The organism is Actinomadura sp. NEAU-AAG7 (genome assembly GCF_018603865.1).
Classification (GTDB): Bacteria; Actinomycetota; Actinomycetes; order Streptosporangiales; family Streptosporangiaceae; genus Spirillospora; species Spirillospora litoris.
Genome location: NZ_JAHFZY010000006.1, coordinates 659,760 through 683,067, shown reverse-complemented (window position 1 = coordinate 683,067; position 23,308 = coordinate 659,760). Strand labels below are relative to the sequence as shown.

22 protein-coding genes are annotated in these 23,308 nt (G+C 73.4%); 9 read left to right on the top strand and 13 right to left on the bottom strand.

Annotated elements, in window-relative coordinates; genetic code table 11:
- Positions 1-82 precede the first annotated feature (82 nt).
- The 12 genes from KLI87_RS29605 to KLI87_RS29550 all read right to left on the bottom strand — a co-directional run bounded on the left by KLI87_RS29605 (position 83) and on the right by KLI87_RS29550 (position 10,511).
- The gene (locus KLI87_RS29605) at positions 83-1,045 is read right to left on the bottom strand and encodes a LysR family transcriptional regulator (protein WP_156216317.1); all 963 of its coding nucleotides are present in this window, start codon (positions 1,043-1,045) and stop codon (positions 83-85) included.
- Between the two features lie 187 nt (positions 1,046-1,232).
- On the bottom strand, positions 1,233-1,586 hold the full coding sequence (locus KLI87_RS29600) for a hypothetical protein (protein ID WP_156216318.1): 354 nt from the start codon (positions 1,584-1,586) through the stop codon (positions 1,233-1,235).
- Positions 1,576-2,418, bottom strand: coding sequence for an ABC transporter ATP-binding protein (locus tag KLI87_RS29595; protein ID WP_214619563.1), 843 nt, complete (start codon positions 2,416-2,418; stop codon positions 1,576-1,578). Before KLI87_RS29595 ends, KLI87_RS29600 begins: the two co-directional genes overlap by 11 nt.
- Positions 2,415-3,296, bottom strand: a complete 882-nt coding sequence (locus KLI87_RS29590) for an ABC transporter permease (protein ID WP_156216320.1) — start codon at positions 3,294-3,296, stop codon at positions 2,415-2,417. The genes KLI87_RS29595 and KLI87_RS29590 overlap by 4 nt, the downstream gene beginning before the upstream one ends.
- Positions 3,293-4,135 (bottom strand): ABC transporter permease, encoded by an 843-nt coding sequence (locus tag KLI87_RS29585; protein WP_308166290.1) that lies wholly within the window; start codon positions 4,133-4,135, stop codon positions 3,293-3,295. Before KLI87_RS29585 ends, KLI87_RS29590 begins: the two co-directional genes overlap by 4 nt.
- The gene (locus KLI87_RS29580) at positions 4,123-5,259 is read right to left on the bottom strand and encodes an ABC transporter substrate-binding protein (protein ID WP_156216321.1); all 1,137 of its coding nucleotides are present in this window, start codon (positions 5,257-5,259) and stop codon (positions 4,123-4,125) included. Before KLI87_RS29580 ends, KLI87_RS29585 begins: the two co-directional genes overlap by 13 nt.
- A gap of 3 nt (positions 5,260-5,262) precedes the next feature.
- Entirely contained in the window at positions 5,263-6,231 is a 969-nt protein-coding gene (locus tag KLI87_RS29575) for a sugar kinase (protein ID WP_214619562.1), read from the bottom strand.
- Positions 6,232-6,233: 2 nt separating this feature from the next.
- The gene (locus KLI87_RS29570) at positions 6,234-6,893 is read right to left on the bottom strand and encodes an RraA family protein (protein ID WP_214619561.1); all 660 of its coding nucleotides are present in this window, start codon (positions 6,891-6,893) and stop codon (positions 6,234-6,236) included.
- A 172-nt stretch (positions 6,894-7,065) separates the two neighbouring features.
- Positions 7,066-8,091 carry a LysR family transcriptional regulator gene (locus KLI87_RS29565; RefSeq protein ID WP_156216323.1) on the bottom strand — a complete coding sequence of 342 codons (1,026 nt, stop codon included), beginning with the start codon at positions 8,089-8,091 and terminating at the stop codon, positions 7,066-7,068.
- A 96-nt stretch (positions 8,092-8,187) separates the two neighbouring features.
- On the bottom strand, positions 8,188-8,676 hold the full coding sequence (locus KLI87_RS29560) for a 2,4'-dihydroxyacetophenone dioxygenase family protein (RefSeq protein ID WP_214619560.1): 489 nt from the start codon (positions 8,674-8,676) through the stop codon (positions 8,188-8,190).
- Positions 8,677-8,718: 42 nt separating this feature from the next.
- Positions 8,719-9,447 carry an SDR family NAD(P)-dependent oxidoreductase gene (locus KLI87_RS29555; protein ID WP_214619559.1) on the bottom strand — a complete coding sequence of 243 codons (729 nt, stop codon included), beginning with the start codon at positions 9,445-9,447 and terminating at the stop codon, positions 8,719-8,721.
- A gap of 95 nt (positions 9,448-9,542) precedes the next feature.
- Positions 9,543-10,511, bottom strand: a complete 969-nt coding sequence (locus KLI87_RS29550) for a GlxA family transcriptional regulator (RefSeq protein WP_214619558.1) — start codon at positions 10,509-10,511, stop codon at positions 9,543-9,545.
- A 104-nt stretch (positions 10,512-10,615) separates the two neighbouring features.
- On the opposite strand from KLI87_RS29550, the gene KLI87_RS29545 reads away from it, so the two are divergent.
- On the top strand, positions 10,616-11,782 hold the full coding sequence (locus tag KLI87_RS29545) for an MFS transporter (protein WP_214619556.1): 1,167 nt from the start codon (positions 10,616-10,618) through the stop codon (positions 11,780-11,782).
- On the top strand, positions 11,779-12,531 hold the full coding sequence (locus KLI87_RS29540) for a methyltransferase domain-containing protein (RefSeq protein ID WP_214619555.1): 753 nt from the start codon (positions 11,779-11,781) through the stop codon (positions 12,529-12,531). Before KLI87_RS29545 ends, KLI87_RS29540 begins: the two co-directional genes overlap by 4 nt.
- Before the next feature lie 7 nt (positions 12,532-12,538).
- Here the strand turns inward: KLI87_RS29540 and KLI87_RS29535 are convergent, their stop codons facing one another.
- The gene (locus KLI87_RS29535; protein WP_173390747.1) at positions 12,539-13,444 is read right to left on the bottom strand and encodes an alpha/beta hydrolase; all 906 of its coding nucleotides are present in this window, start codon (positions 13,442-13,444) and stop codon (positions 12,539-12,541) included.
- A gap of 250 nt (positions 13,445-13,694) precedes the next feature.
- Here KLI87_RS29535 and KLI87_RS29530 point away from each other — a divergent pair, with 250 nt between their 5' ends.
- From KLI87_RS29530 to KLI87_RS29500, 7 genes are all read left to right on the top strand, one after another.
- Complete coding sequence (locus tag KLI87_RS29530) at positions 13,695-14,741, top strand: hypothetical protein (protein ID WP_214619554.1); 1,047 nt, start codon at positions 13,695-13,697, stop codon at positions 14,739-14,741.
- Between the two features lie 11 nt (positions 14,742-14,752).
- Positions 14,753-15,793, top strand: a complete 1,041-nt coding sequence (locus KLI87_RS29525) for a thiamine pyrophosphate-dependent dehydrogenase E1 component subunit alpha (RefSeq protein ID WP_214619553.1) — start codon at positions 14,753-14,755, stop codon at positions 15,791-15,793.
- Positions 15,786-16,763: an alpha-ketoacid dehydrogenase subunit beta gene (locus KLI87_RS29520; protein ID WP_156216331.1), complete on the top strand. Its 978-nt coding sequence runs from the start codon at positions 15,786-15,788 to the stop codon at positions 16,761-16,763. Before KLI87_RS29525 ends, KLI87_RS29520 begins: the two co-directional genes overlap by 8 nt.
- 68 nt (positions 16,764-16,831) lie before the next feature.
- The gene (locus KLI87_RS29515; RefSeq protein ID WP_214619551.1) at positions 16,832-18,946 is read left to right on the top strand and encodes a hydantoinase/oxoprolinase family protein; all 2,115 of its coding nucleotides are present in this window, start codon (positions 16,832-16,834) and stop codon (positions 18,944-18,946) included.
- Positions 18,947-18,948: 2 nt separating this feature from the next.
- Positions 18,949-20,724, top strand: a complete 1,776-nt coding sequence (locus KLI87_RS29510) for a hydantoinase B/oxoprolinase family protein (protein ID WP_156216333.1) — start codon at positions 18,949-18,951, stop codon at positions 20,722-20,724.
- Positions 20,725-20,739: 15 nt separating this feature from the next.
- The gene (locus KLI87_RS29505) at positions 20,740-22,038 is read left to right on the top strand and encodes a 2-oxo acid dehydrogenase subunit E2 (RefSeq protein ID WP_250904312.1); all 1,299 of its coding nucleotides are present in this window, start codon (positions 20,740-20,742) and stop codon (positions 22,036-22,038) included.
- A gap of 150 nt (positions 22,039-22,188) precedes the next feature.
- A complete protein-coding gene (locus KLI87_RS29500) occupies positions 22,189-23,037 on the top strand; it encodes an LLM class F420-dependent oxidoreductase (protein ID WP_156216334.1) in 849 nt (282 codons plus the stop codon).
- Positions 23,038-23,308: the final 271 nt, after the last annotated feature.

The following is a 23,308-nucleotide window of genomic DNA, read 5'->3' as shown; positions in this document are numbered from 1 at the left end:
AATTGCGTTTTCCAGTAGCCGTAATGGCACATCGAATGCGTCCTCGAACACCGGAGGTTCAGGGACCGGTGCCGCCGGGAGGTCACCCGGCGGGCTGCGGCTGCCGCACCGGCGCGGTCAGCCTCGTGGTCCCGACCGGGATGTCCGACACCTCGATCTCGCGGAGCAGCGTGCGGGCCTGCGGCGTCAGCGGGCTGGTCGTGCTCCAGAAGACCGCGACGCGGCGGCCGCAGGGGACGTCGAGGCGGCGGGCCACCACGCCGCTCGTGTTGGCGGTGGCGACCGCCAGGAAGTTGATGACGCCGACGCCGAGGCCGCTGCGGACCAGGGAGACGAGAGTCTGCGGCTGGTTCGTCGCCTGGACGGCGTTCGGTTCGAGGCCGTGGTCGTGGAAGGCGCGGTAGGGCTCGAAGCCCGTCTCCTTCGGCGAGCCGAGCCGGCCGATGGTGATCACCGGGTACTTGGCGACCTCGGCCACCGGCAGCGGCTCGGGCAGGCCGGCCAGCGGGTGGTCCGGGCGGTGCACGACGATCAGTCCCTCCCGCCACAGCGGCCGGCACTCCACCGACGGCCCGGCCGGCGGCGCCATGGGCCGCAGGCAGATGTCCACCTCGCCCGCCGCCAGTGCCCCGTCGAGCTCCAGGGTGGATCGCTCCACCAGCACCACCTTGATCGCGGGACGGGTCCGCGCCATCCGCTCCAGCAGGTGCGACACGAACGCCGCGCTGGCGCTCGGATAGCTGCCGAGCGTCACCACCCCGCGGGCCGCGCCGCGGTAGCCGGCCATGGCGGCCTCCGCGCCGGCGAGCTGCCGCAGTATCGACCGGGCGTGGTCGGCGAGCACCACGCCCGCGTCGGTCAGCGACACGGGCCGGCGGTCGCGGTCGAACAGCGAGACGCCCGCCTCCCGTTCCAGGGCGGCCACGTGCATGCTCACGCGGGGCTGGGAGCGGTGGAGGACCTCCGCCGCGGCGCTGAAGCTTCCGGCATCGACGACGGTGAGGAACGAGACGAGCCATTCGAGGCGCAGATCGGTACGGAGCATGCCTTTGCTCTACCGCCGTGCCTGGTGGCGGACAATCCCGGTCGTGGTTTCGGATGGGGGCCGATCCGCATTCCGAATAGCCGTGCGGTCCGCGGCCGGGGGCGTGCGCACCATGTGCTCAGGGCATGGCCGCCGCCCGGCGCGGCCGCTGGTCGGACGGGGGAGGGGCGGCCGTGCGGCGGTCGGGTCAGGATCCTCGCCTCGGTACCTCGATGTGCCGGATCCAGTACTCGCGGGCCAGCGCGTCCACCCCCGCCGGCGCCACGCCCCGCAGGTGCACGACATGGCCGTCGGTGCCCGCGATGCGGCCGTGCTTCTGCAGGCGCAGGATGTGGAAGCGCTCCGGCGCGAAGCCGAGTTCCACGTCCACCGCGAAGCGGCCGCGGGCGTCGCGCTGCGCGCCGACACCCGGACCGACCTTGCCCTGGGCCTGGACGACCAGCCACAGCTGGTAGGCGAGCACGAGCGCGAGGACCACGGCGATCTTGCGGAGTGCCGGGCTCTTGGCGGCCCGGCGCGGCAGCGACGTCCTAGGCGGCATCGGGCTCGCCCCCCGCTTCCCCGCCGCGCGCGCCGCCGTCTCCCGCGCCCGCGCCGGCCCCCGCGTCCTCGTCGTCCCCCAGCAGCTCGTTGACCCGGTTCGCGATGCGGCGGAACTCGGGGAGCTCCGCCGCCTCCTGCCAGCGGCGCGGCCTGGGCAGCGCCACGTCCACGATCTCGCGCACCCGGCTGGGCCGCCGGGACAGCACCACGATCCGGTCGGAGAGGAACACCGCCTCGTCGACGTCGTGGGTGACGAAGAAGACCGTCGGGCGGCGGGTCTCGAAGATGCCCGTCAGGTCCTCCTGGAGCCTGCGGCGCGTCTGCGCGTCGATGCTGGCGAACGGCTCGTCCATGAGCATCACGGCCGGCTCGTTGGCCAGCACCCGGGCCACGCCGAGCCGCTGCTGCATGCCGCCGGACAGCTCGTGCGGGTACCGGTGCGCGAAGCCTTCGAGGCCGACGAGCTTGAGGAACTCCTCGCCCCTGGCGTTGCGCTCGGCCCGCGGCACCTTGCGCATGCGCAGCCCGAAGACCACGTTGCCCAGCACCGTCTTCCACGGGAAGAGCGCGTGGCTCTGGAACACCACCCCGCGGTCGGGCCCCGGCCCGTCGACGGGGCGGCCGTCGACGACGACCGTCCCGCCGGACTGCCGCACGAAGCCCGCGACGATGTTGAGCACGGTGGTCTTGCCGCAGCCGCTGGGGCCGAGCACGGAGACGAACTCGCCCTTCCTCACCGAGAAGGAGACGTCGTCGATGGCCGTGACCTCCTCACCGCTGTAGGTGTCGGTGTAGACCTTCCGCAGTCGGTCGATCTTCAGCGCGGTCATCCATCCGCCTCCATCGCGCGAACCATTCCCCAGCGTTCGACGGTCGCCCGCTCGAACGGGGCCAGAATCAGAGCGTCGAGCGCGTACCAGAGCGTGCCGAGCACCGCCATGCCCAGGAACACCTGGCTGACGTCGCCGACGCGGCGGGCGTCGAACATCATGAAGCCGACGCCGCTGGTGCCGACGATGATCTCGGCGGCCACCAGCGCCCGCCAGCCGTACCCGAGCCCGGTGCGGATACCGCCGGCCACCGACGGCAGCGCCCCGGGCACGATCACCTCCAGGAACACCCGCAGGCGGCCGGCGCCCAGGCTGCGCGCCGCCCGGACGAGCTCGCGCGGCACCTGCTCCACCCCGGCGACGACGCTGAGCATCAGCGGGAAGACGATCGTGTAGACGATGACGAACGTCACCGTGGTGAGGCTGAAGCCGAACCAGACGATGACGATCGGCAGCCACGCGATGTCCGCGACGGCCTGGAAGAACAGCAGGATCGGCCAGCAGGCGCGGCGCAGCACGCGGCTCATCGCCACGGCGAAGCCCAGCGGGAGCCCGATGAGCAGGCCGAAGCCGACGCCGTAGCACAGCCGGGTGAGCGAGTCCGTGAGGTAGCCGGGCAGGATGCCCTTCTCCATCAGCTCGCCGAACTTGTCCACCACGGCGGGCGGCCCGGCGAAGAAGGACTCGGGGAACACCTCCAGCGCGGCCAGCAGCCACCACAGGGCGACGACCGGCACGAAGGGCCCCAGCGTGCGGAAGGCGCCGCTGCGCAGGCACCGGTGCCACAGCCGCCACGCCAGGCCGCGGCGCGCGCCCCGGCGCCGGCCCGATCCGCGGCCCGCGCGCTTCTCGTCGGTGGAAAAGGTGGTCGAGGTCATCGGTCCCCCGCTCCCGTCATCCCCCAGCGCTCGACCGTGCGCCGCTCCAGCGGCGCCAGCAGGAGCCGGTCCATCAGCAGCCACAGCACACCGATGATCACCATCGACGCGATGATCACGTCGGTCTGGAAGTACTTCTGCGCCTGGAACAGGGCGTATCCGAGGCCCGCGTTGGTCGCGATGATCTCGGCCGCCACCAGGCCGCGCCATCCGTAGCCGAGCCCGACCCGCAGGCCGGTGACGATGCTGGGCAGGGCGCCGGGCAGCAGGACCTCCCAGAACATCCGCAGGCGTCCGGTGCCCATGCTGCGGGCGGCCCGCAGCACCTCGACGGGGATCTGCCGGACGCCGAGCATCGCGTTGTAGGTCAGCGCGAAGAACATCGCGTTCCACACGATGAAGATCACGGCACGGTCGCCGTAGCCGAACCACAGCGTCGCGATCGGGATCCAGGCGATGCCGGCGAGCGCCACCGAGAACCGCAGCAGCGGCAGGAAGAACGCGGACAGCACGCGGCTCGCCCCCAGCGCGACGCCGAACGGCAGCCCGGTGACCAGCGCCAGCGCCATCCCCAGGCCCGCCCGCCGCAGGCTGGCGCCCAGGTGCCGGAAGAGGTCCCCGCTCGACCACAGGTCGCCCAGCGCTCCGAGCACGTCGGTGACCTGGGGGAAGACGCGCATCTCCACGCCCGACACCCGCACCGCGACGGCCCACGCCGCCACCAGCGCCGCCAGCGGCCCGAAGAACCACAGCGCGCCCGTGGCGGTGGAGAGGAGGCCGCGCCGCCGCGCGGTCAGGAGGGCGCGGCGGCGCGCGGTCGGCGCCGTCACGACGGGCACGCCTTCTCGGCCGCCGTCCGCTCGAAGGTGTAGCCGTCCTGGATCTTCGCGGACGCCGGCGTCGCGGGCAGGTCCTGGAAGAGCTTCGGGTCCGCGGACATCACCTTGAGGATCGGGCCGGGACGGAAGAGCTTGTTGACGTCGAAGCCGGGCTTGACCTTCCCCTGCGCGGCCAGCAGCCGGGCGACGGTGTCGAGCGCGAGGTAGTTGCAGGCGGAGAAGCGCGGGTCGAGCTGCTTGACGTTGTGCTTCATCGCCTCGGCGGCCACCTCCTTCTTGGTGCCGGGCAGCCACCGGGTCGCGGCGTCGGCCGCCTTGTCCGGGTTCTGGCGCATCCACTGGTCGGTGGTCGCCCGGGCGGTGAGGAAGCGGCTGACGACGTCGGGGTGCTCCTGCGCGTACTTGGGGGTGGTGACGATGTAGCCGACGAACGGGATGTGCCCGCCGCCGCGCAGGACCTCCTTCGCGCCGTCCACCTGCCGCGCGATGGTGATCGGGAACGGGTCCCAGACGATGGCGACGTCGATGCCGCCCGACCTGAGCGCCACCGCCATGTCCGGCGGCTCGGTGTTCACGATCTTGACGTCGCCCGCCTTGAGCCCCGTCTTCTCCAGCAGCCCCAACAGGTACAGGTGGTTGATGGAGCCCTCGGAGACGCCGATGCGCTTGCCCCGCAGCGTCGTGAGGTTCCCGCCGTCCACGCCGGACTTCGCGCTCGCCACCACGGCCATGGTGTCGTCGATGCTGAGCCTGCTGGCGGCGCCGGTGTAGTTGCCGACCAGCACCAGGTCGAGGCCCTTCTGGGCGGCGGCGATGGCCGGCGTGCCGACCTGCACGAAGTCCACCTGGCCGGCCTGGAGCGCGTTGAGCGCGTCCACGCCGGTCGGGAACGGGTCGGCGAGCTTCACGTTGAGGTTCTGGTCGTCGAAGTAGCCGGCCTCGACCCCGGCCGGCAGGCCGAGCTGGTCGATCGCCGAGACATATCCCGCGGAGACCTTGGTCGGGGCGTCCGCGCCGCCGCCGCCCGCGTCGTCATCGACGGTGGACCCGCCGGAGCACCCCGCGAGCAACGACACGATGCCCGAGCAGGCCACCACGGCGAGGTGGCGTTTCACGCGCAACATGACTCATCTCCTGATCGGTCTGGACGGTTGGACGGGTCGGTGGCCCCCGGCGAGCGCGGCGTCCACGGTGCCGCGGCGGGGGATGGGGGTGACCGCGCCCGGGCCGGTCGTGGTGAGCGCCGCCGCCACCGCCGCGTAGCGGGCGGCCTCGGGCACCGGCTCGCCGTCCAGCAGCCGGGCCGCGAACGCGCCGTCGAAGGTGTCGCCGGCCCCGGTGGGATCGACCTGCCGCACGGGGTGCGGGTCGATCCGGGTGACCGTGCCCTCGTGGGCCACCAGCGCGCCCTCGGCCCCCATCTTCAGCACCACGATGGACGGCCCCCGCCGCACGAAGGCCGCCAGCACGTCCCGCGGGTCGTCCGCCCCGGTGAGGGCCCGGCCCTCGGTGAGGTTCGGCAGCGCGATGTCGCACAGCTCGACGGCGCGCATGATCACCGCGCGGGCGCGCTCCGCCGGCCAGAGCGCGGGCCGCAGGTTCGGGTCGTAGCTGACCAGCGCGCCGGCCCGCCGCGCCAGCTCCATGGCGTGGAAGCCCGCGTCGCAGGCCGACGGGCTGATCGCCTGGGTGATCCCGCTGAGGTGCACCAGGCGCGCCCGGCTCACGGCGTCCACCGGGATGTCCTGGGGCGCGAGCCGGCTGGCCGGGGAGTCCGCGCGGTAGTAGACGAACCTGCTCTCCGCCTCCGTGCGGGAGACGAAGTAGATGCCGGTCCGCCCGCCCGCCTCGCGCACGACGTGGTCGGTGCCGACCCCCTCCCGCTCCCACATGCGCACGAGTGCCGCGCCGAAATCGTCGTCGCCGATCCGGGTGACATAGCCGGCGCGGGCGCCCGAGCGGGCCGCGGCCACGGCGAAGTTGGAGGTGTCACCGCCGTAACCGACGGTGAACGCGTCGTCGTCTTGGATCGGCCGGGCGCCGTCGATCCTGGTGTTGAACTCCAGGAGCGGCTCGCCCACCGCGAGGATGTCCACGCTCAGATCCGGCCGTGCTTCTCGATGCCGCCGCGCAGCGAGCCCGACTCCAGGATCAGCGCGGTCTGCTCCCGCTCCCGCCGCTCGATCTCCAGCGCCGCCTCCAGGACCGAGGCGGCGCGCTCGGCGGGCACGCACACCACCCCGTCGGCGTCGGCGACGATGAGGTCGCCGGGACGCACCGCCACCCCGCCCATCTCCACCGGTTCGTTCAGGGACACCGTGCGGTAGCGGCCCACCGTGGTCGCGGGCACGCTGCCGCGCGCGTAGATGGGGAAGTCCGGGTAGTCGCGGCGGATCTCCTCGACGTCGCGGACGCCGGCGTCGAGCACCGCGCCGGCCACCCGGTTGGCCACCGCCCCCGCCGCCATCAGCCCGCCCCACACGGCGACGTCGGCGCCGCCGGCGGCGATGCAGATGACGCTGCCCGGCTCCGACTCGTCGATGGCCCGCAGCGCGTGCTCCGGCGGGGCCGGCTCGGGCGAGGGCACCTCCAGCACCGTCGCCGCCGGGCCGACGAGCCGGCCCGCGCCGGGGAGCATCTGCCGGACGCTGCCGGACAGGAAGCCGCGGCGCCCGCCCAGTTCCACCGCGTCGGCCACCGACGCGGTCGCGATGGCACGGAATGCGGTGATGATATCGGCGGAAAGCGTCGTGGTCATGGCGGGCTCCGTTCTCTGCAAAAGCGTTCCCTGTAGCGCGCCGCATTCCGGGAGCGAAATTGGTCAGGCGTGACGGCCCGGTGGTGCGGCTACTGGAAACTGTAGGAGCGGATTGTCGGAGCGGTTAAGGCTGAGGCTCGAATGCAGGTATTCGACAAATGGATGCCGGCCGCTATACGGCGGCCGGCAGCGAGGGCGGGGCGGCGCCCGGCCGCCCGGCGCGGGTGCCCGCCGGGCCCCTGGCCGCGCCCGTCCGGCGCTCGGCGGACGCCGTCCACGGCCACGCGGGCGGGGCGAGCCGGCACAGGCAGTCCCGCACCGCCTCCACGGCGGGCGACCCGCCCTCGCCCTGCCGCCGCCAGAGGGCGACGACGCGCTCGAAGCCCGCGCCGGCGAGCGGGACCAGGCAGACGCCGTCGGTGTTGGCGGTGGTCATGGCGAGCGCGTTCGTGATGCCGACGCCCAGGCCGTGGCGGACCAGGGAGATCAGCGTCTGCGGCTGGTTGGTGCGTTCGCTGATCACCGGGTGCAGCCCGTGGTTGGCGAACGCGAGGTTGGTCTCGTACTGCTGGGAGTGGCCGTCGTCGATCTCCCCGATGCTGATCACCGGCAGCCTGGCGGCCTGCGCCAGCGTCACCTCCGGCTCGCGGGCCAGCGGGTGGTCGGCGCGGAACACGGCGACGAGCGGCTCGCGCCACAGCACCTCGCTGGTCACCCGGTCGGAGTTGACCAGCGGGTGCAGCGGGCGCGCGGCCAGGTCGACGCCGCCGTCGGCGAGCCGCTCGCCGATGTCCAGGCTGGTGCCCTCGTGCAGCACCAGGCGGACCTGCGGATGGGTCTCCCGCAGCGCCCGCACCGCCCGGGGGTACAGGTACGCCGCGACGCTGGGGTAGCAGCCCAGCCGCACCGTCCCGCAGACGCTCCCCGCCGCCGTCTCGGCGAGCAGGTCGAGCCGGCGGATGATCTCCTCGGCGTGCGGCAGCAGCCCGCGGCCCTCGGGGGTGAGGATGGCCGGCTGAACGGAACGGTCCACAAGACGCCGGCCGACCAGCCGCTCCAGGGCGGCGACATGGCTGCTGACACGGGGCTGGGAGCGGTAGAGGGTCCGGGCGGCGGCGGAGAAGCTGCCGTGGCGGGCCACCGCCACGAAGCTCGCGATCCAGTCGATGCGGTAGTGATGCGCGCTGTTGAGGTCCATGGCACGTCCTCCCAAACCGAGATCGTCGAGAACCTTACATGCGGCGCACCGATAGTTAAATGGTGCAGATCGGTTGTTGAGGCCCCTGGGGTGCCGTCAGCGGACGAACTGGTCGGCGTAGTCGGCGCCGAGGCCGTTCCGCGCGTAGTGGGCCCGGCACATGTCGATCTTGGTGAACGTGTCCTCGTAGCCGATCTGCTCACCGTGCTCGTCGACGTAGGCCATGGCGCCCGTGATGTTGAAGAACGTGACCATCTCGGGGCAGTCCGGGGGCACCTCCAGGGTGTGGATCTCGCCGGGGGGCTCGTAGACGAAGTGGCCGGCCTCGGCGACCCAGTCGTGCTCGTGGTACTGCCACTTGCCCTTGAGCACGTAGCCGAAGACGACCCCCGGGTGGCGGTGCCGCGAGACGATCCCGGCGGCGGTCACCTTGAGCAGGTTGCACCACTGCCCGGTCACGGTGTTGAACATCAGCGGCCGGAACCACACGTTCGGCGCCTGCGGCACCCAGACCCGGTCGTCGTCGGGCACCGCGGCCACGGCGATCTCCGGCGGCACGGCGGAGGACATGGGAATGGCGACCATGACATCGGTCCTTTCTGGGAATTCGGGAATCGGTGATCCGGCTCAGGCGGCCAGATATCCGCCGTCGACCGCCAGCACGGCGCCGGTGATGAACGCGGCGTCGGGACCGGCGAGGAACGACACGGCGCCCGCGATGTCCGCGGGCATGCCCCAGCGCCCCATCGGCGTGCGGTCCAGGATGCGGCGGCTGGTCTCGTCGCTCTCGTGCAGTTCGCGGGTCAGCCCGGTGCGGATCCAGCCCGGCGCGACGGCGTTCACCCGGATCCCCTCGTCCGCCCAGGCCACGGCGAGGGACTTGGTCAGTTGCAGCACGCCGCCCTTGCTGGCGCTGTAGGCCGGGACCCGGCCGCCGCCGAAGAAGCTCAGCATGGACGCGATGTTGACGATGCAGCCGCGCGAGCCGGCCAGCGCCGAGCGGGCGGCGAGGCAGCTGCGCATGGTGCCGGTGAGGTTGATCCCGACGACGTCGGCGAACACCTCGGACTCGAACTCCCGGCCGCGCGCGATGACGCCGACCGCGTTGATGAGGACGTGCAGCTCCTCGAACGCGCCCACGAACCGGCGGAGCTCGTCCTCCCGCCGGACGTCGAGCTCCACCCTCTTCACGTTCCCGGGCAGTTCGCGCACAGCGCCTGCAGCGTCGAGTCCGGCGGCGACGACGTCGTCCCCGTCGGCGGCGAAACGGCCGGCGATCGCGGCGCCGATCCCGCTGGTCCCGCCGATCACCACCACGGTCCGTCCCCCGGGCCCCGCAACGCGGTCATCGTGCACGGCTGTCTCCTCCAGTGTTCGGCTCCGATGCGTCGGACCCACTTGAACACAGGGGGCGAACGGCCGTCAGGCCCCATACGGGAGGGGAATGAGGGTCATTCGGATGCCCTGGCGGTGGCGCCGAACGCCCGGCGGTAGTCGCGGGGCGGCAGGCCGACGTGGCGGGTGAAGTGGTGGCGCATGGTGAGGGGGGTGCCGAAGCCGCATCGGCGGGCGATGGCGGCGATGGGCAGCTCGCTGACCTCCAGGAGGTGCTGGGCCGCCAGGACGCGCTGGGCCAGGAGCCATTGCAGCGGGGTGTCGCCGGTCGTCTGGACGAAGCGGCGGGTGAAGCTGCGCTCGGCCATGCGGGCGAGGCCCGCCATCTCGGGGACGGTCCACGGGTGCGCCAGGTCGTCCAGGACGCGTTCGCGTAGCGCCGAGAGGGCGTCGTCCCGTCCGCCGCGGGCCGGGACGGGGCGGGCGATGAACTGCGCCTGCCCGCCGGGCCGGAACGGCGCGGTGACCATGGTGCGGGCGATCTCGGCCGCCGCGGCGGCGCCGTGGTCGCGGCGGACCAGGTGCAGGCACAGGTCGATGCCCGCGGCCACGCCCGCGGAGGTCCACACGGCGCCGTCCCCGACGAACAGGACGTTGGGGTCCACGGTCACCCCGGGGTGGCGGCGGGCGAGTTCGTCGGCGTCGAGCCAGTGCGCGGTGGCGCGGCGCCCTTCCAGCAGGCCGGCGGCGGCCAGCAGGAACGCGCCGGAGCACAGGGACGCCACGGTGGCGCCGCGCGCGTGGGCGGCGCGCAGTGCGGCCGGCACGTCCGGGTGGACGGGCCCGGTGGGGTGCCGGACCCCGGGAACGACGACCAGGTCGCACTCGTCCAGACCGTCCAGGCCATGGTCGGGGACGCAGGTCACCCCCGGTTGCATCGGCACCGTCGTGCCCTGGGGGCCGCAAATGCGCAGCTCGAACGGCGGGACGCCGCGGGCGGTGCGGTCGAGCCCCCAGACCTCGGTGGCCACGGCGTAGTCGAACACGCGGACGTGCTCGGTGACCAGGACTCCCACACGGAACATGGCGTAAATCTATCCCACATTGTCGTTTCAGCCACTCACGCCGCCCGTGGCCCGCCGACCAGGCTGGACACCGTTCTTTCCCGGGAGTTGAGGAGTGCGGCGCCATGCCGTTGGCTTTGTTCGCCCTGGCCGTCACGGCGTTCGGGGTGGGGACCTCGGAGTTCGCCATCATGGGCCTGCTGCCGCAGGTCGCCCACGGGGTCGGGGTGTCGATCCCGGCCGCGGGGGGCCTGATCACCGGCTACGCCGCCGGTGTGATCGTCGGCGCGCCGCTGCTCACCGCGGCCTCGGCCAGGCTGCCGCGCCGCACGACCCTGCTGGTCGTCGCGGGGCTGCTGGCGGCGAGCAGCGTCCTGTCGGCGGTCGCGTCCGGCTACGGCGTGCTGCTGGTGGCCAGGGTGGTCGCGGGCGTGCCGCAGGGGGCGCTGTTCGGGGTCGGGTCGGTGGTCGCGGCGCAGCTCGTCCCGCCGGAGCGGCGGGCCGGCGCGATGTCGGTGATGTTCGGCGGGTTCACCATGGCGAACGTGGCCGGAGTGCCGCTGGTGACGTGGCTGGGGCAGGTGGCGGGCTGGCGGGCCGCGTTCTGGGTGATCGCGGCGCTGGGCGCGCTGTCGATGGCCGGCACCGCGGCGCTGGTCCCGCGCGGGCTGCGGCCCGAGGACGAGGCGGGGCTGCGTTCGGAGCTGGCGACGCTGCGGCGGCCCCAGGTCTGGCTCGCGATGGCGGTGACGACGGCGGGCTTCGGCGGCGTGTTCGCCTCCTTCACCTACGTCGCGCCGATGATGACCGCGGTCGCCGGGTTCGGCGCGTCCAGCATGACGGCGCTGCTGGTCGTCTTCGGGCTGGGCATGGCCACCGGGAACCTCGTGTCGGGCCGCTACGTGGGACGGCGCCTCATGCCCAGCCTGTACGTGTTCCTGGCCGGGCTGACCGTCGTGCTGAGCCTGTTCGTGGTGACCGCGCACAGCAGGGTCCCGGCGGCCTGCACCCTGTTCCTGCTGGGGCTGTTCGGATTCGCGACCGTCCCGGCGCTGCAGATGCGCGTCCTGGACAAGGCCGCGGGCGCGCCCGCCCTCGCCTCCGCGCTGAACATGTCGGCGTTCAACATCGCCAACGCGCTCGGCGCGTTCCTGGGCGGCACGGCGATCAGGGCCGGGTTCGGCTACACCGGCCCCAACGCCGTCGGCGCGGTGCTGGCCGCCACCGGGCTCGCCCTCGCCGCCTGCTCGGGTCTGGTCGACAAGCGCGCGGGGGCGGCGGTCGCACGATGAACGGCGGAACCGAGCGCTACACACCGGGCCACGACACCTCCGCCGTCGGCTTCATGGCCGCCAGGACGGCCGCGACGCACGCGCGCTTCTTCCTCCCGCACCTGGCCCCGGGAACGACCCTGCTGGACCTGGGGTGCGGGCCCGGCACCATCACCGCCGACCTGGCCGCCGCCGTCGCACCCGGACGCGTGCTCGGGCTCGACCGGCAGGCCGCCCAGCTCTCCGGCGCACGCGCCCTCGCCCGGCTCCGCGGCCTCACCAACATCGAGTTCCGGGAGGGCTCCTGCTACGACATCCCGCTGGAGGACCGATCGGTCGACCGCGTCTTCTCCCACGCCCTGATGGAGCACCTCGCCCGCCCGGACCGGGCCTTGGCCGAGATCCGGCGGGTGCTGCGTCCCGGCGGGACGGTCGGTCTGTGCAGCCCCGACTGGGGCGGCTTCCTGCTGGCCCCGCCCGCCGACGACGCCGTCGGCGCCTACACGCGCCTCCAGCGGGCCAACGGCGGAGACCCCTTCGTCGGCCGCGAGCTCGGCCGGTATCTGACCGAGGCGGGATTCGGGCAATGCCGCCTGGACGCCCACTACGAACGCTACGACGACCCGTCCCGCATCGCCGGCTACCTCGCGGTCCAACTCGACGACGCGGGACAGACCGCTCATGCCCGCCGGCTCCGTGACTGGGCCGCCGGACCCGCCGCGATGTTCGCCCAGGCATGGGTCACCGCCACCGCCACCCGGCCCCGATGACCGGGTCTCAGAGGTGGTCGGTGAACCAGGCCGCCGCCACCGTCGCCGTCTGGCGGCGGACCTCCACGTCCTCGTAGAGGGTCAGGTGGGTGGAGCGGGGGACGACGTGGAACTTCTTGCGGGGGCCGGGTATCGCGTCGAACGCCTCGGCCGCGAGGTCCCAGTGGGTGTGGTCGTCGCCCTCGGCCACGCACATGAGGGTCGGCGTGGCGACGAGGCGGCTGAGAAAGGGGCGCACGCTGTAGGCGAGCAGCATCTCGGTCGACTGGGCCGTCGCGTCGCCGACGTAGCCGGGGGCCTCGGTCGCCTTGATGCGCGCGAAGGTGTCGCGGCTCGCGGGGAAGGGGAAGGTGCCGACGGCCCCCAGCGCGACGGGCTGGTGGTCGATGTAGGTGTGCTCGCCCGTCTCGAACAGGCGGGCGCGGGCCTCGGCGAGGGCGGCGCGCAGGGCGCGGAAGCTCACCGTGCCGTGCGAGAGGCGGAGGTTGTCCCACCCGTCGATGACGGGGACGACCGAGCAGACGGCGCGGACGCGCGGGTCGACGGCGCCGAGGATGAGGACGTGCCCGCCGCTGTAGGAGATGCCCCAGGCGCCGATCCGGTCGGCGTCGATGTCGTCGCGCCCCTGGAGGTAGGAGATCGCGTTGCGGTAGTCCTCGATCTGCCGCCAGGGGTCGATGTGGCGGCGCGGGGTGCCGGTGCTGTCGCCGAAGTGGCGGTAGTCGACGACGAGCGCGGCGATGCCCGCCTCGGCGAAGACCTCCGCGAACAGCGGCTGGGCCACCTCCTTGACGTAGCACCATCCCCCCGCCAGGACGACGGCGGGATGGGGGCCGGGTGCGTCCGGCACGTAGAGCAATCCGCTCAGCCGGTCGCCGTCGCTGGGCACGGTGACCGCGCGTGGTTCTGCCATTCCGGCTCCCTGATCCTCTCGTGGGTCCCGACATCCGACCTTATGCGGTCGGATGCACGGATAGTGAACATAGCCTAGCCCGGGAGAATCGGGATAGTGCCCCGGACGATCTCGCCCGCGCCTACGCGCTGCTGATGTGCCATCTGCCAGCGAAGACCCGAAGCGGGGGAGGGGGCGTCCAGCTCTTGACACTCCGCGCTGAGTGCTCATAATACGTACTCATGTTCGCTAATCGTGCAAGGGAGGCGTGATGAACCGTCCTCCGGTCCGGATCGGCCTGTGCGGCCTCGGCAGCATCGGCGGCGCGGCCGCCCGTCTTCTGCTGGAGCATCGGACGGGGTTCGAGATCGTCGGTGCGGCGACCAAGGAACCGGACGCCGTCGGCCGTCCCCTGCACGAGGTGGTGGGCTCGGCCGCGCGGGGCGGGCCCGTCGTCGTCGGCGACCTCGCCGACGTGCTGGCGGCCGGTCCCGAGATCATGCTCTACGCGACGGGCTCGTTCCTGCGCGACACCGAGGACGACGTCGTGGCCTGCGCCCAGGCGGGGGTGGACGTCGTCTCGCCCTGCGAGGAGCTGGCCTTCCCGTTCACGCGGCACGCCCCCGCGGCGGCGCGCGTCGACGCGGCGGCGCGCGAGGGCGGCGCGACCGTCCTCGGCACCGGGGTGAACCCCGGCTTCCTGTTCGACTCGCTGCTCGCCGCCGCGACGGGCGTGTCATGGGACGTCCGGGCGATCCGGGGGCACCGCGCCGTGGACGTGTCCGGCTTCGGGGAGAACATCCACCGCCGCCTCGGCATCGGGTACACGCCCGAGGAGTTCGAGGAGGGCCACCAGGCCGGCACCATCGCCGGGCACGTCGGGTTCCCCGAGTCGATCGAGCTGGTCTGCGAGCGGCTCGGGCTGCTGCTGGACGGCCCGGTCACCGAGCGGTTCGAGCCGTTCGTGGCGCAGACCGCGGCCCCGACCCGGTACGGCCACGTGCCCGCCGGGCGCACCGAGGGCTTCCGGCAGCGGGCGACCGGGCACGTCGGCGGGCAGCTGTTCGTCCGGCTGGACCTCGTCCTGCACCTGCGGCCGCGGAGCGCCGGGTTCGAGACCGTCGACTCCATCAGCGTCGAGGGCCTCCACCCGGTCAACCTCACGCTGTCGCCGGGCATGGACGCGATCCCCGCGACGTCCGCGCAGCTGGTGAACAGCATCCCCGGGGTGCTCCAGGCGGCCCCGGGCCTCAGGACCGTCAAGGACCTGCCCGTCGCGGCCGCCTGGCACGACCTGCAATCCCACCCGTTTCGGTGAAGTGAGCTTCGATGACGCAGACAGCGGCGAGTCCGCACAGGCCGGATGACACCTTCACCGGCCTCCCGATCGGCGAGGCCGATCTGACCGAGGCGCACGCGCTCTACCGCGGCATGTCGATCGTGCGCTCCGTCGAGCTGGAGATCGAGAAGATGCACCGGCTCGGACGCATGTCCGGGTCGTTCCACTCCTCGCTCGGGCAGGAGGCGGCGGCGGTCGGCGTGTGCGCCGCGCTGCGCGAGGGCGACATGGTCACGAGCACCCACCGGGGGCACGGCCACGCGCTCGCCAAGGGCGTGACCATGGAGGGCGTCTTCGCCGAGCTCTTCGGCCGGACCTCCGGCGTCAGCGGCGGGCGCGGCGGATCGATGCACCTGCACGACCGCCGGAGCGGGTTCCTCGGCGAGAACGCCATCGTCGCGGGCGGCCTGCCGTGGGCGGCGGGCGCGGCCTGGGCGCGCAGGCGCCGGGGCGGCGACGACATCGCGGTGGCCTTCATCGGCGACGGCGGGTTCGCGCAGGGCGTCACCCACGAGACCCTGCTGCTCGCCCGGTTCTGGGAGAGCCCGTGCCTGATCGTCTGCGAGAACAACGGGCTCGCGCACTCGATGCCGTCCGACCGCCTGTTCGGGGCGCCGGGCGGCATCGCCCGCATCGCCGAGGGGACGGGGATCCACGCGCGCTACGTGGACGGCCGGGACGTGGTCGCCGTCGCCCGGACGGCGAAGGAGATGGTCGCGCGGGTGCGGGCCGGGGTCCCGGCCTTCCTCGAATGCGGGGTGTACCGCGTCCGGCCGCACAGCCTCTCCGACCCCGACTACCGGTACCGGCCCAAGACGGCCGGGCGGGACTGGCTGGCGCTCAACGACCCGATGGCCAACCTGCGCGCCCGGCTGGAGGCGTTCCCCGGCAACCGGGTCGCCCAGATCGACGCCGAGGTGGCCGCCGACGTCCAGGCCGCGCTGGCCCGCGCCGAAGCGGCGGGGCGCCCGCCCGCGGCCGCGGCGAAATCCTACGTCTACACCTCCCCGGAGCTGCAGAACCATGCGTGAGGTCAAGTACGCCGAAGCGGTGCGCGGCGCCCTGGAGGACGAGATGGCGGCCGACGAGACCGTCGTGGTCATGGGGGAGGAGGTCGGCGCGCTCGGCGGGGTCTTCACGGTCACGCAGGGGCTCCTGGAGCGGTTCGGTGAGGACCGCGTGCTGGACTCCCCGATCTCCGAGGCCGGGGTCGTGGGGTTCGCGATCGGCGCCGCCGCCGAGGGCATGCGGCCGGTCGTCGAGATCATGTTCTCGGACTTCGTCCTGCTGGCCCTCGACCAGATCATCAACCTCGGCGCGAAGATCCGCTACATGAGCAACGGCCAGTTCAGCGTGCCGCTGACGATCCGCATGCCGGGCGGCGGCGGCACCAACCACGGGCCGCAGCACTCGCAGAGCCTGGAGAGCCTCTTCGCGCACGTCCCGGGGCTGGTCGTCGCGATGCCGAGCAACCCCTCGGACGCCTACTGGATGCTCCGGCACGCTATACGTTCGGACGATCCCGTGATTTTCTTGGAGAGCAAGAACCTCTATTTCCGCACGTCAGGGGACATCGATGCGCGTACCGGGCCGGACGGTTTCGGCGCGAGCGTCGTGCGCGCCGGCGACGACATCACGATCGTGTCGGCCGGCCGGATGGTCGAGCGCAGCCTCCAGGCGGCCGATCGGCTCGCCGCCGAGGGCGTCGGATGCGAGGTGATCGACCTGCGCTACCTGTGGCCCCTGGACACCGCCTCGATCGAGGCGTCCCTGCGGCGGACGGGCAAGCTCGCCGTCGTGTACGAGGCCGTCGAGTTCTGCGGCTGGGGCGGCGAGGTCGCCGCGTGGGCCGGGGAGCACTGCTTCGAGAGCCTCGACGGCCCCGTCGTCCGCGTCGGCACCGAGCGCGTCCCCATCCCGTACGGGCACGCGCTGGAGGACGAGATCGTGCCCACCGCCGAGCGCATCGCCGGTGAACTCCGCGGGCTCGCGGCCTACTGACCCCTCGCCCCCCGACCGTCGCCAGTACCGACCGTCGCCGCGGCGACCTTGAGAGCAGGAACGTCTTCATGAGGTTTGCAGTCGACACCGGTGGCACTTTCACCGACCTCGTCATCGAGGACGAAGGCCACCTGAGCGTCCACAAGAGCTCCACCGTGCCCGCCGACCCCGTCCAGGGCATCCTCGACGCCTTCGAGGTCGCCGCCGCCGAGCGGGGCTGCGCGCGGCGGGAGCTGCTGGAGCGGGGCACGATGCTCGTCCACGGCACCACGCGCGGGCTGAACGCCGTCCTGACCAGGAAGGTCGCGCGGACGGCGTTCCTCACCACCGAGGGCCATCCCGACATCCTGCTGCTGCGCGAGGGCGGCAGGCGCGACATCTTCAACCAGCGGCAGCCCTACCCCGAGCCCTACGTCCCGCGGTCGCTGACCTTCGAGGTCCCCGAGCGCGTCGGCGCGCAGGGGGAGGTGGTCAGGGAACTCGACGAGGAGGCCGTGGCGGGCCTCGCCGCCCGGCTGCGCCGGGAGCGGGTCGAGGCCGTCGCGGTGTGCCTGCTGTGGTCCATCGCCAACCCCGTCCACGAGCTGCGGGTGGGCGAACTGCTGCGCGAGCTGCTGCCGGACGTCCCGGTGACGCTCTCGCACCGGCTCAATCCCTGCGTCCGCGAGTACCGCCGGGCCTCGGCGACCGCGATCGACGCCTCGCTCAAGCCGCTGATGACCGCCTACATCAGCGGGCTCCAGGGGCGGCTGCGGGACGCGGGCTTCGGCGGCCGGGTCCTCATGGTCACCTCCGCCGGGGGCGCGCTGGACGCCGGGGACGTGGCGGCCTCCCCGATCCACTCGCTGAACTCCGGCCCGGCGATGGCCCCGGTCGCCGGGCGGTTCTTCGCCGGCCTCGACACGACGGCGCCGATGGCGATCGTCGCCGACACCGGCGGGACCAGCTACGACGTCAGCGTCGTCCGCGACGGCCGGATCCCCTGGACGCGCGAGTCCTGGATCGGCGAGCCGTTCCGCGGCCACATGACCGGCTTCCCGTCGGTGGACGTGCGCAGCGTCGGCGCCGGCGGCGGCAGCATCGCGTGGGTGGACCGGGGCGGGCTCCTGCACGTCGGGCCGCAGAGCGCGGGCGCCGACCCCGGGCCCGTCTGCTACGGGCGGGGCGGCACCCGCCCGACGATGACCGACGCGTGCCTCGTCCTCGGCTACCTGGACCCCGGCTACTTCCTCGGCGGCCGGTCCGCGCTCGACATCGAGGCGGCGCGCGAGGCGATCAGGACCCAGATCGCCGAGCCCCTCGGGCTGGACCTGCTGGAGGCGGCGGGCGCCGTCCACCGGCTCGCCACCGAGCGGATGGTCGGCGCCATCGAGGAGATCAGCGGCCAGAAGGGCGTGGACCCGGCGCAGGCCGTCCTCGTCGGGGGCGGCGGCGCCGCCGGGTTCAACACCGTCGCGATCGCGCGGCGGCTCGGCTGCCGCGAGGTCATCGTCCCGATCATGGGACCGGCGCTGAGCGCGGCGGGCGCGCTGATCTCCGAGCTGTCGCGCGGCTTCGAGACGACGTTCCGCACCACCACCGAGGCGTTCGACTTCGCGGGTGTCAACGCGGTGCTCGCCGACCTCGCGGACCGGGCCCGCGCGTTCATCGCCGGACCCGGCGCCGGCGCCGTCGAGGCGTCCGTCGAGTTCTCCGCCGAGGCACGCTACCCCAGCCAGGTCTGGGAGCTGGAGGTGCAGATGGGCGCGGAGGGGGCGCTGGACGCCGAGGGGCTCGAACGGCTGAAGAAGGCGTTCCACGAGGTCCACCGGGACGCGTTCGCCGTCGACGACCCCGGCTCGCCGATCGAGTTCGAGAGCTGGCACGTCCGGGCGCGCTGCCGCATCACCGAGCCCGTCCTGCCCGAGGCGGGGACCGGTGACGGTACGCGTTTGGAACGTGACATCTACCTGCCGGGCGTCGGCACCGTCGCCGCCGAGGTCTGGCGGCTGGAAGCGGTGCCGGTCGGCGCGGAGCTGCGCGGGCCCGCGATCGTCGAGTCGGCGACCACGACCATCGTCATCGACGACGGCGCCGTGTTCACCCGCCGCCCCAGCGGCACCATCCACGTCGTCCCCGGGACGGGAGCGGCCCCGGCCGCCGTCCCGGCCGGGGGCGCCGCCACCGGACGAGGGGGGAAGTGACGATGGACGGCGTGCGCATGGCGGTGATCAGCAACCGCCTGAACGTGGTCGTGGAGGCCATGATGAACACGGTCTTCCGCTCCAGCCGGTCGGGGGTGCTCAACAGCGCCCACGACTTCTCGTGCTGCATCGTCAGCGCCGACCACGAGCTGGTGATGGGGGCGGAGAGCCTGCCCATCCACATGATGAGCGGCCCCGACCTGATCTCGCGGGCGGTGCTGCGCTTCCACCCCGAGATGCGGCGCGGCGACGCCTACCTGCACAACTCGCCCTACAACGGCAACTCCCACGCGGCCGACCACGCCATGCTGGTGCCGGTCGTCGACGACGCGGGTGTCCACCGCTTCTCGGTCCTCGCGAAGGCCCACCAGGCCGACTGCGGCAACTCCAAGCCGACGACCTACATGACGGACGCCCGCGACGTCTACGAGGAGGGCACCCTCCTGTTCGACGCCTGCCGCGTCCAGACCGACTACCAGGACAACGACGACATCCTCCGCATGCTGCGGCTCCGCGTCCGGGTCCCCGACCAGTGGTGGGGCGACTACCTCGCGCTGATCGGCGCGGTGCGCCTCGGCGAGCGCCGCGTCCTCGAACTCGGCGACGAGCTCGGCTGGGACGTCCTCCAGGAGTTCGTGGACGAGTGGCTCGCCTACAGCGAGGGCCGGATGCGCGCCGCCATCGCGGAGCTGCCCGCCGGGCGGCTGAGCCTGTCCACCAGGCACGACCCCTTTCCGGGCATCCCCGACGGCCTCGACATCAAGATCGGCGTTGAGGTCCGCCCGGAGCGGGAGGAGATCGAGGTCGATCTCACCGAGAACGTCGACTGCCTGCCGAACGGCCTCAACCTCACCGAGTCGACGGCCGCCACGGCGGCGCTGATCGGCGTCTTCAACTCCATCGGCGAGGGCGTCCCGCCGAACGCCGGGAGCCTGCGCCGCGTCCGGGTCCGGCTGCGGGACGGCTGCGCCGTGGGCGTCCCGCGGCATCCGCACAGCTGCTCGGCGGCGACGACGAACCTGGCCGACCGGGTGACCAACGCCGTCCAGCGCGGCATGGCCGAGCTGGCCGAGGGCATCGGGCTCGCCGAGTGCGGCGCCGTCATCCCGGCGGCCGCCGCGGTCGTGTCGGGCGTCGATCCGAGGTCGGGCGGGCGGCCGTTCGTCAACCAGATCTTCCTCGCGGTGACCGGCGGCGCCGCCACCCCGTGGTCGGACGCCTGGCTGACGATCTTCCATGTGGGCTGCGCGGGGATGCTGCGCCGCGACAGCGTGGAGATCGCGGAGATGACGCACCCCATCCGGGTGAGCCGCCAGCGGCTGGTCTCCGACACCGAGGGCGCGGGCCGGTTCCGCGGCGCCCCGTCGGCCGAGGTCGAGTACGGGCCGGTGGGCACGTCCATGACCGTGGCCTACGGGTCCGACGGCGCCGTCCACCCGGCGCTCGGCGTGCGCGGCGGCGGCGCGGGCGGCCTGACCCGGCACCTGCGCCGCGACCGCTCGGGCGAGCTGACCGAGCTGTCCTCGCAGGGCCTGGTCGAGCTCGCGGACGGCGAGCGCATCGTGTCGATCACCGCCGGCGGCGGCGGGTACGGGCCCGCGGTGGACCGGGATCCCGCCCGCGTCCAGGAGGACGTGCGGGAGGGCTGGATCAGCCCCCGGCGCGCGCGGGACGTCTACGGCGTCGCGCTGCGCGAGGACCTGTCCATCGACGAGGCGGCCACGGCGCTGTTGCGCGCGGAGCCCGCGTCCGCTCGACCGCCTTCCCAGGCTTCTTGAGAGAGGGCTCCGCGCATGGACGTCCCCGTCACCATGCCGCAACTCGGTGAGAGCGTCACCGAGGGCACCGTCACCCGCTGGCTGAAGCAGGTCGGCGAGTACGTCGAGGCCGACGAACCCCTGCTGGAGGTGTCCACCGACAAGGTCGACACGGAGATCCCCGCGCCCGCGTCGGGGATCCTCCAGGCGATCCTCGTCCAGGAGGACGAGACGGTCGACACCGGTACCCCGATAGCGACGATCACCGAGGCCGAGCGCCCGGCGGCGGCACCCGCACCGCCACCGGTTCCCACCCCGCCTCCCGCACCCACCCCGCCTTCCGCGCCCACCCCGCCACCGGCTCCGCAGCCGGTCGCGGCCGGTGCCGTCCAGGCCGCGGCCGTCCACAACGGCGGCGTACGGCGGGGGCGGGCGGCGTCCGGAGCGTTCGTGACGCCCTTCGTCCGCGGGCTCGCACGCGAACACGGCGTGGACATCGCGACGTTGCGCCCGGCCAAGGACGGCGACCGGATCCGGAGGGGCGACGTGCTGAGGGCCGCACGTCCGCCGCGGCCGGCGCCCGCACCGCCCGCCCCCGCCGCCGTGGAACCGCACGGGCGGAGGTTCGAGGAGCTCTCGCCCGCCCGCCGGGCCTTCGCCGCCGGGCTGATGGAGTCGATGCGCACCAGCGCGCACCTGACCACCGTCGTGGAGGTCGACGTCACCGGGACCGTCCGGGCGTGCGAGGCCGCCGCCGCGTCCTTCCGGGCGCGTGAGGGCGTCGAGTTGACGCTGCGGCCGTTCCTCGCGCTCGCGGCGCTGGGCGCGCTCCGGGCGTACCCGGTCCTCGGCGCGCGCGTCGACCCGGACCGCAAGGCGGTCGTCCATCCGGACGGCGCGCACCTCGCGATCAAGGTCGACACCGAGCGGGGCCCGGTGGCGCCGGTCGTCCGGGACGCGGGGGACCTCAACCTCGCCGGGCTGGCCCGCGCGATCGCCGACCTCACCGAGCGGGCGCGGGACGGGCGGCTCGGCCCCGAGGACCTGAGCGCCGCCACGTTCACGCTGGACGACCAGGGCGCCGGGGGCGCGCTGTTCTCCACGGCGGTCATCGCGCAACCGCAGGTCGCGGTCCTCGGCGCGGGCGCGGTCGTGCGGCGGCCCGTGGCCGTGGCGCATCCGGCGCTCGGCGACGTGGTGGTGGTGCGGTCGATGCTCCACCTCGCCCTCACCTACGACCACCGGGTGATCGACGGCGCCGACGCGGCGCGCTTCCTGACGGCGGCGCGCGAGCGCCTGGAGAGCGGCGGGCTCGCCGCCGGTCTCGACATCTGAACCGCGGCCTCCCGGATCGGCCGGGAGGCCCACGGGCCGCGCCGGGCACGTCCGCCGTGCCGGCGCCGCCCCCCACCCCGGCCTTCGGCGGCCCGCACGGCGCACCACGTGCGCCGTGCGGGCGCTGGACCCTTCCCTCAGGAGTTCTCGATGAAGTTCGGTCTCGCCGTCTTCGCGACGGATCAGGGCCTGACACCGGCGGAGCTCGCCCGGCTCGCCGAGGACGGCGGGTTCGAGTCGCTGTTCTTCCCGGAGCACACGCACATGCCGGTCGAGCGCACGGCGCACTTCAAGCCCGAGGGCGGCGACGTCCCGCCCGAGTACGCGCGGACCCTCGACCCGTTCATCGCGCTCACGGCCGCCGCGTGCGCGACCCGCACGCTGCGGATCGGCACCGGCATCTGCCTGGTCTCGCAGCGCGATCCGATCACCACGGCGAAGGAGGTCGCCACGCTCGACCGGCTGTCGGGCGGGCGGTTCCTGTTCGGCGTGGCGGCGGGCTGGAACCGCGAGGAGCTGCTGAACCACGGCACCGATCCGCGGCGGCGCCTGTCGGTGCTGGCCGACCGGATCAAGGCGATGCGGACGATCTGGGCCGAGGACGTGGCCTCCCACTCGGGGCCGCACGTGTCGTTCGACCGCATCCAGTCGTGGCCGAAGCCCGTCCAGTCGCCGGTGCCGATCCTCGTCGGCGGCAGCGGCCCGACCGTGCTGGACCGGATCCTCGACTACGGGACGGAGTGGCTGCCCGAGCCGGCGCCCGACCTGCCGGACCGCATCGCCGAGTTCCGCGGGCGGGCGCGCGCCGCCGGCTGGGCGGACGCGCCGGTGACCGTCTACGGCTGCGACCCGGCCGACGTCGCCCGCTACAGGGAGGCGGGGGCGCACCGGTGCGTCTTCTGGCTTCCGCCCGGTGACGCCGCGGCGGCCCGCGAACGGGTCGCCGAACTACGCGCGGCCCTGGGCCTGGACGGGCCGTCCCAGGGCGGGCGGAGCTGAGATGGCGCGGGCACCCGGCCGTCCCCGGCGGGCGGTCCGGGCCGCACCGCGCGCTCCCCGCCGCGCGCCGAGCACGGCCGTTCGCATCTTCAAAATGAATGGCCGACCGTATGGCGAACACTTCAACGGTGTTGAGGCTTCGCCGATCGTCGATGCTGACCGTTCTTCCTGCGTAAATGTCAAAGACTCCACGGCCTTGACCGGGCAAAACCGGCGGGTTAGCGTAAGTTCACTTCGCGAACATGTGCACGCATGTCGATTGACCTTGGAG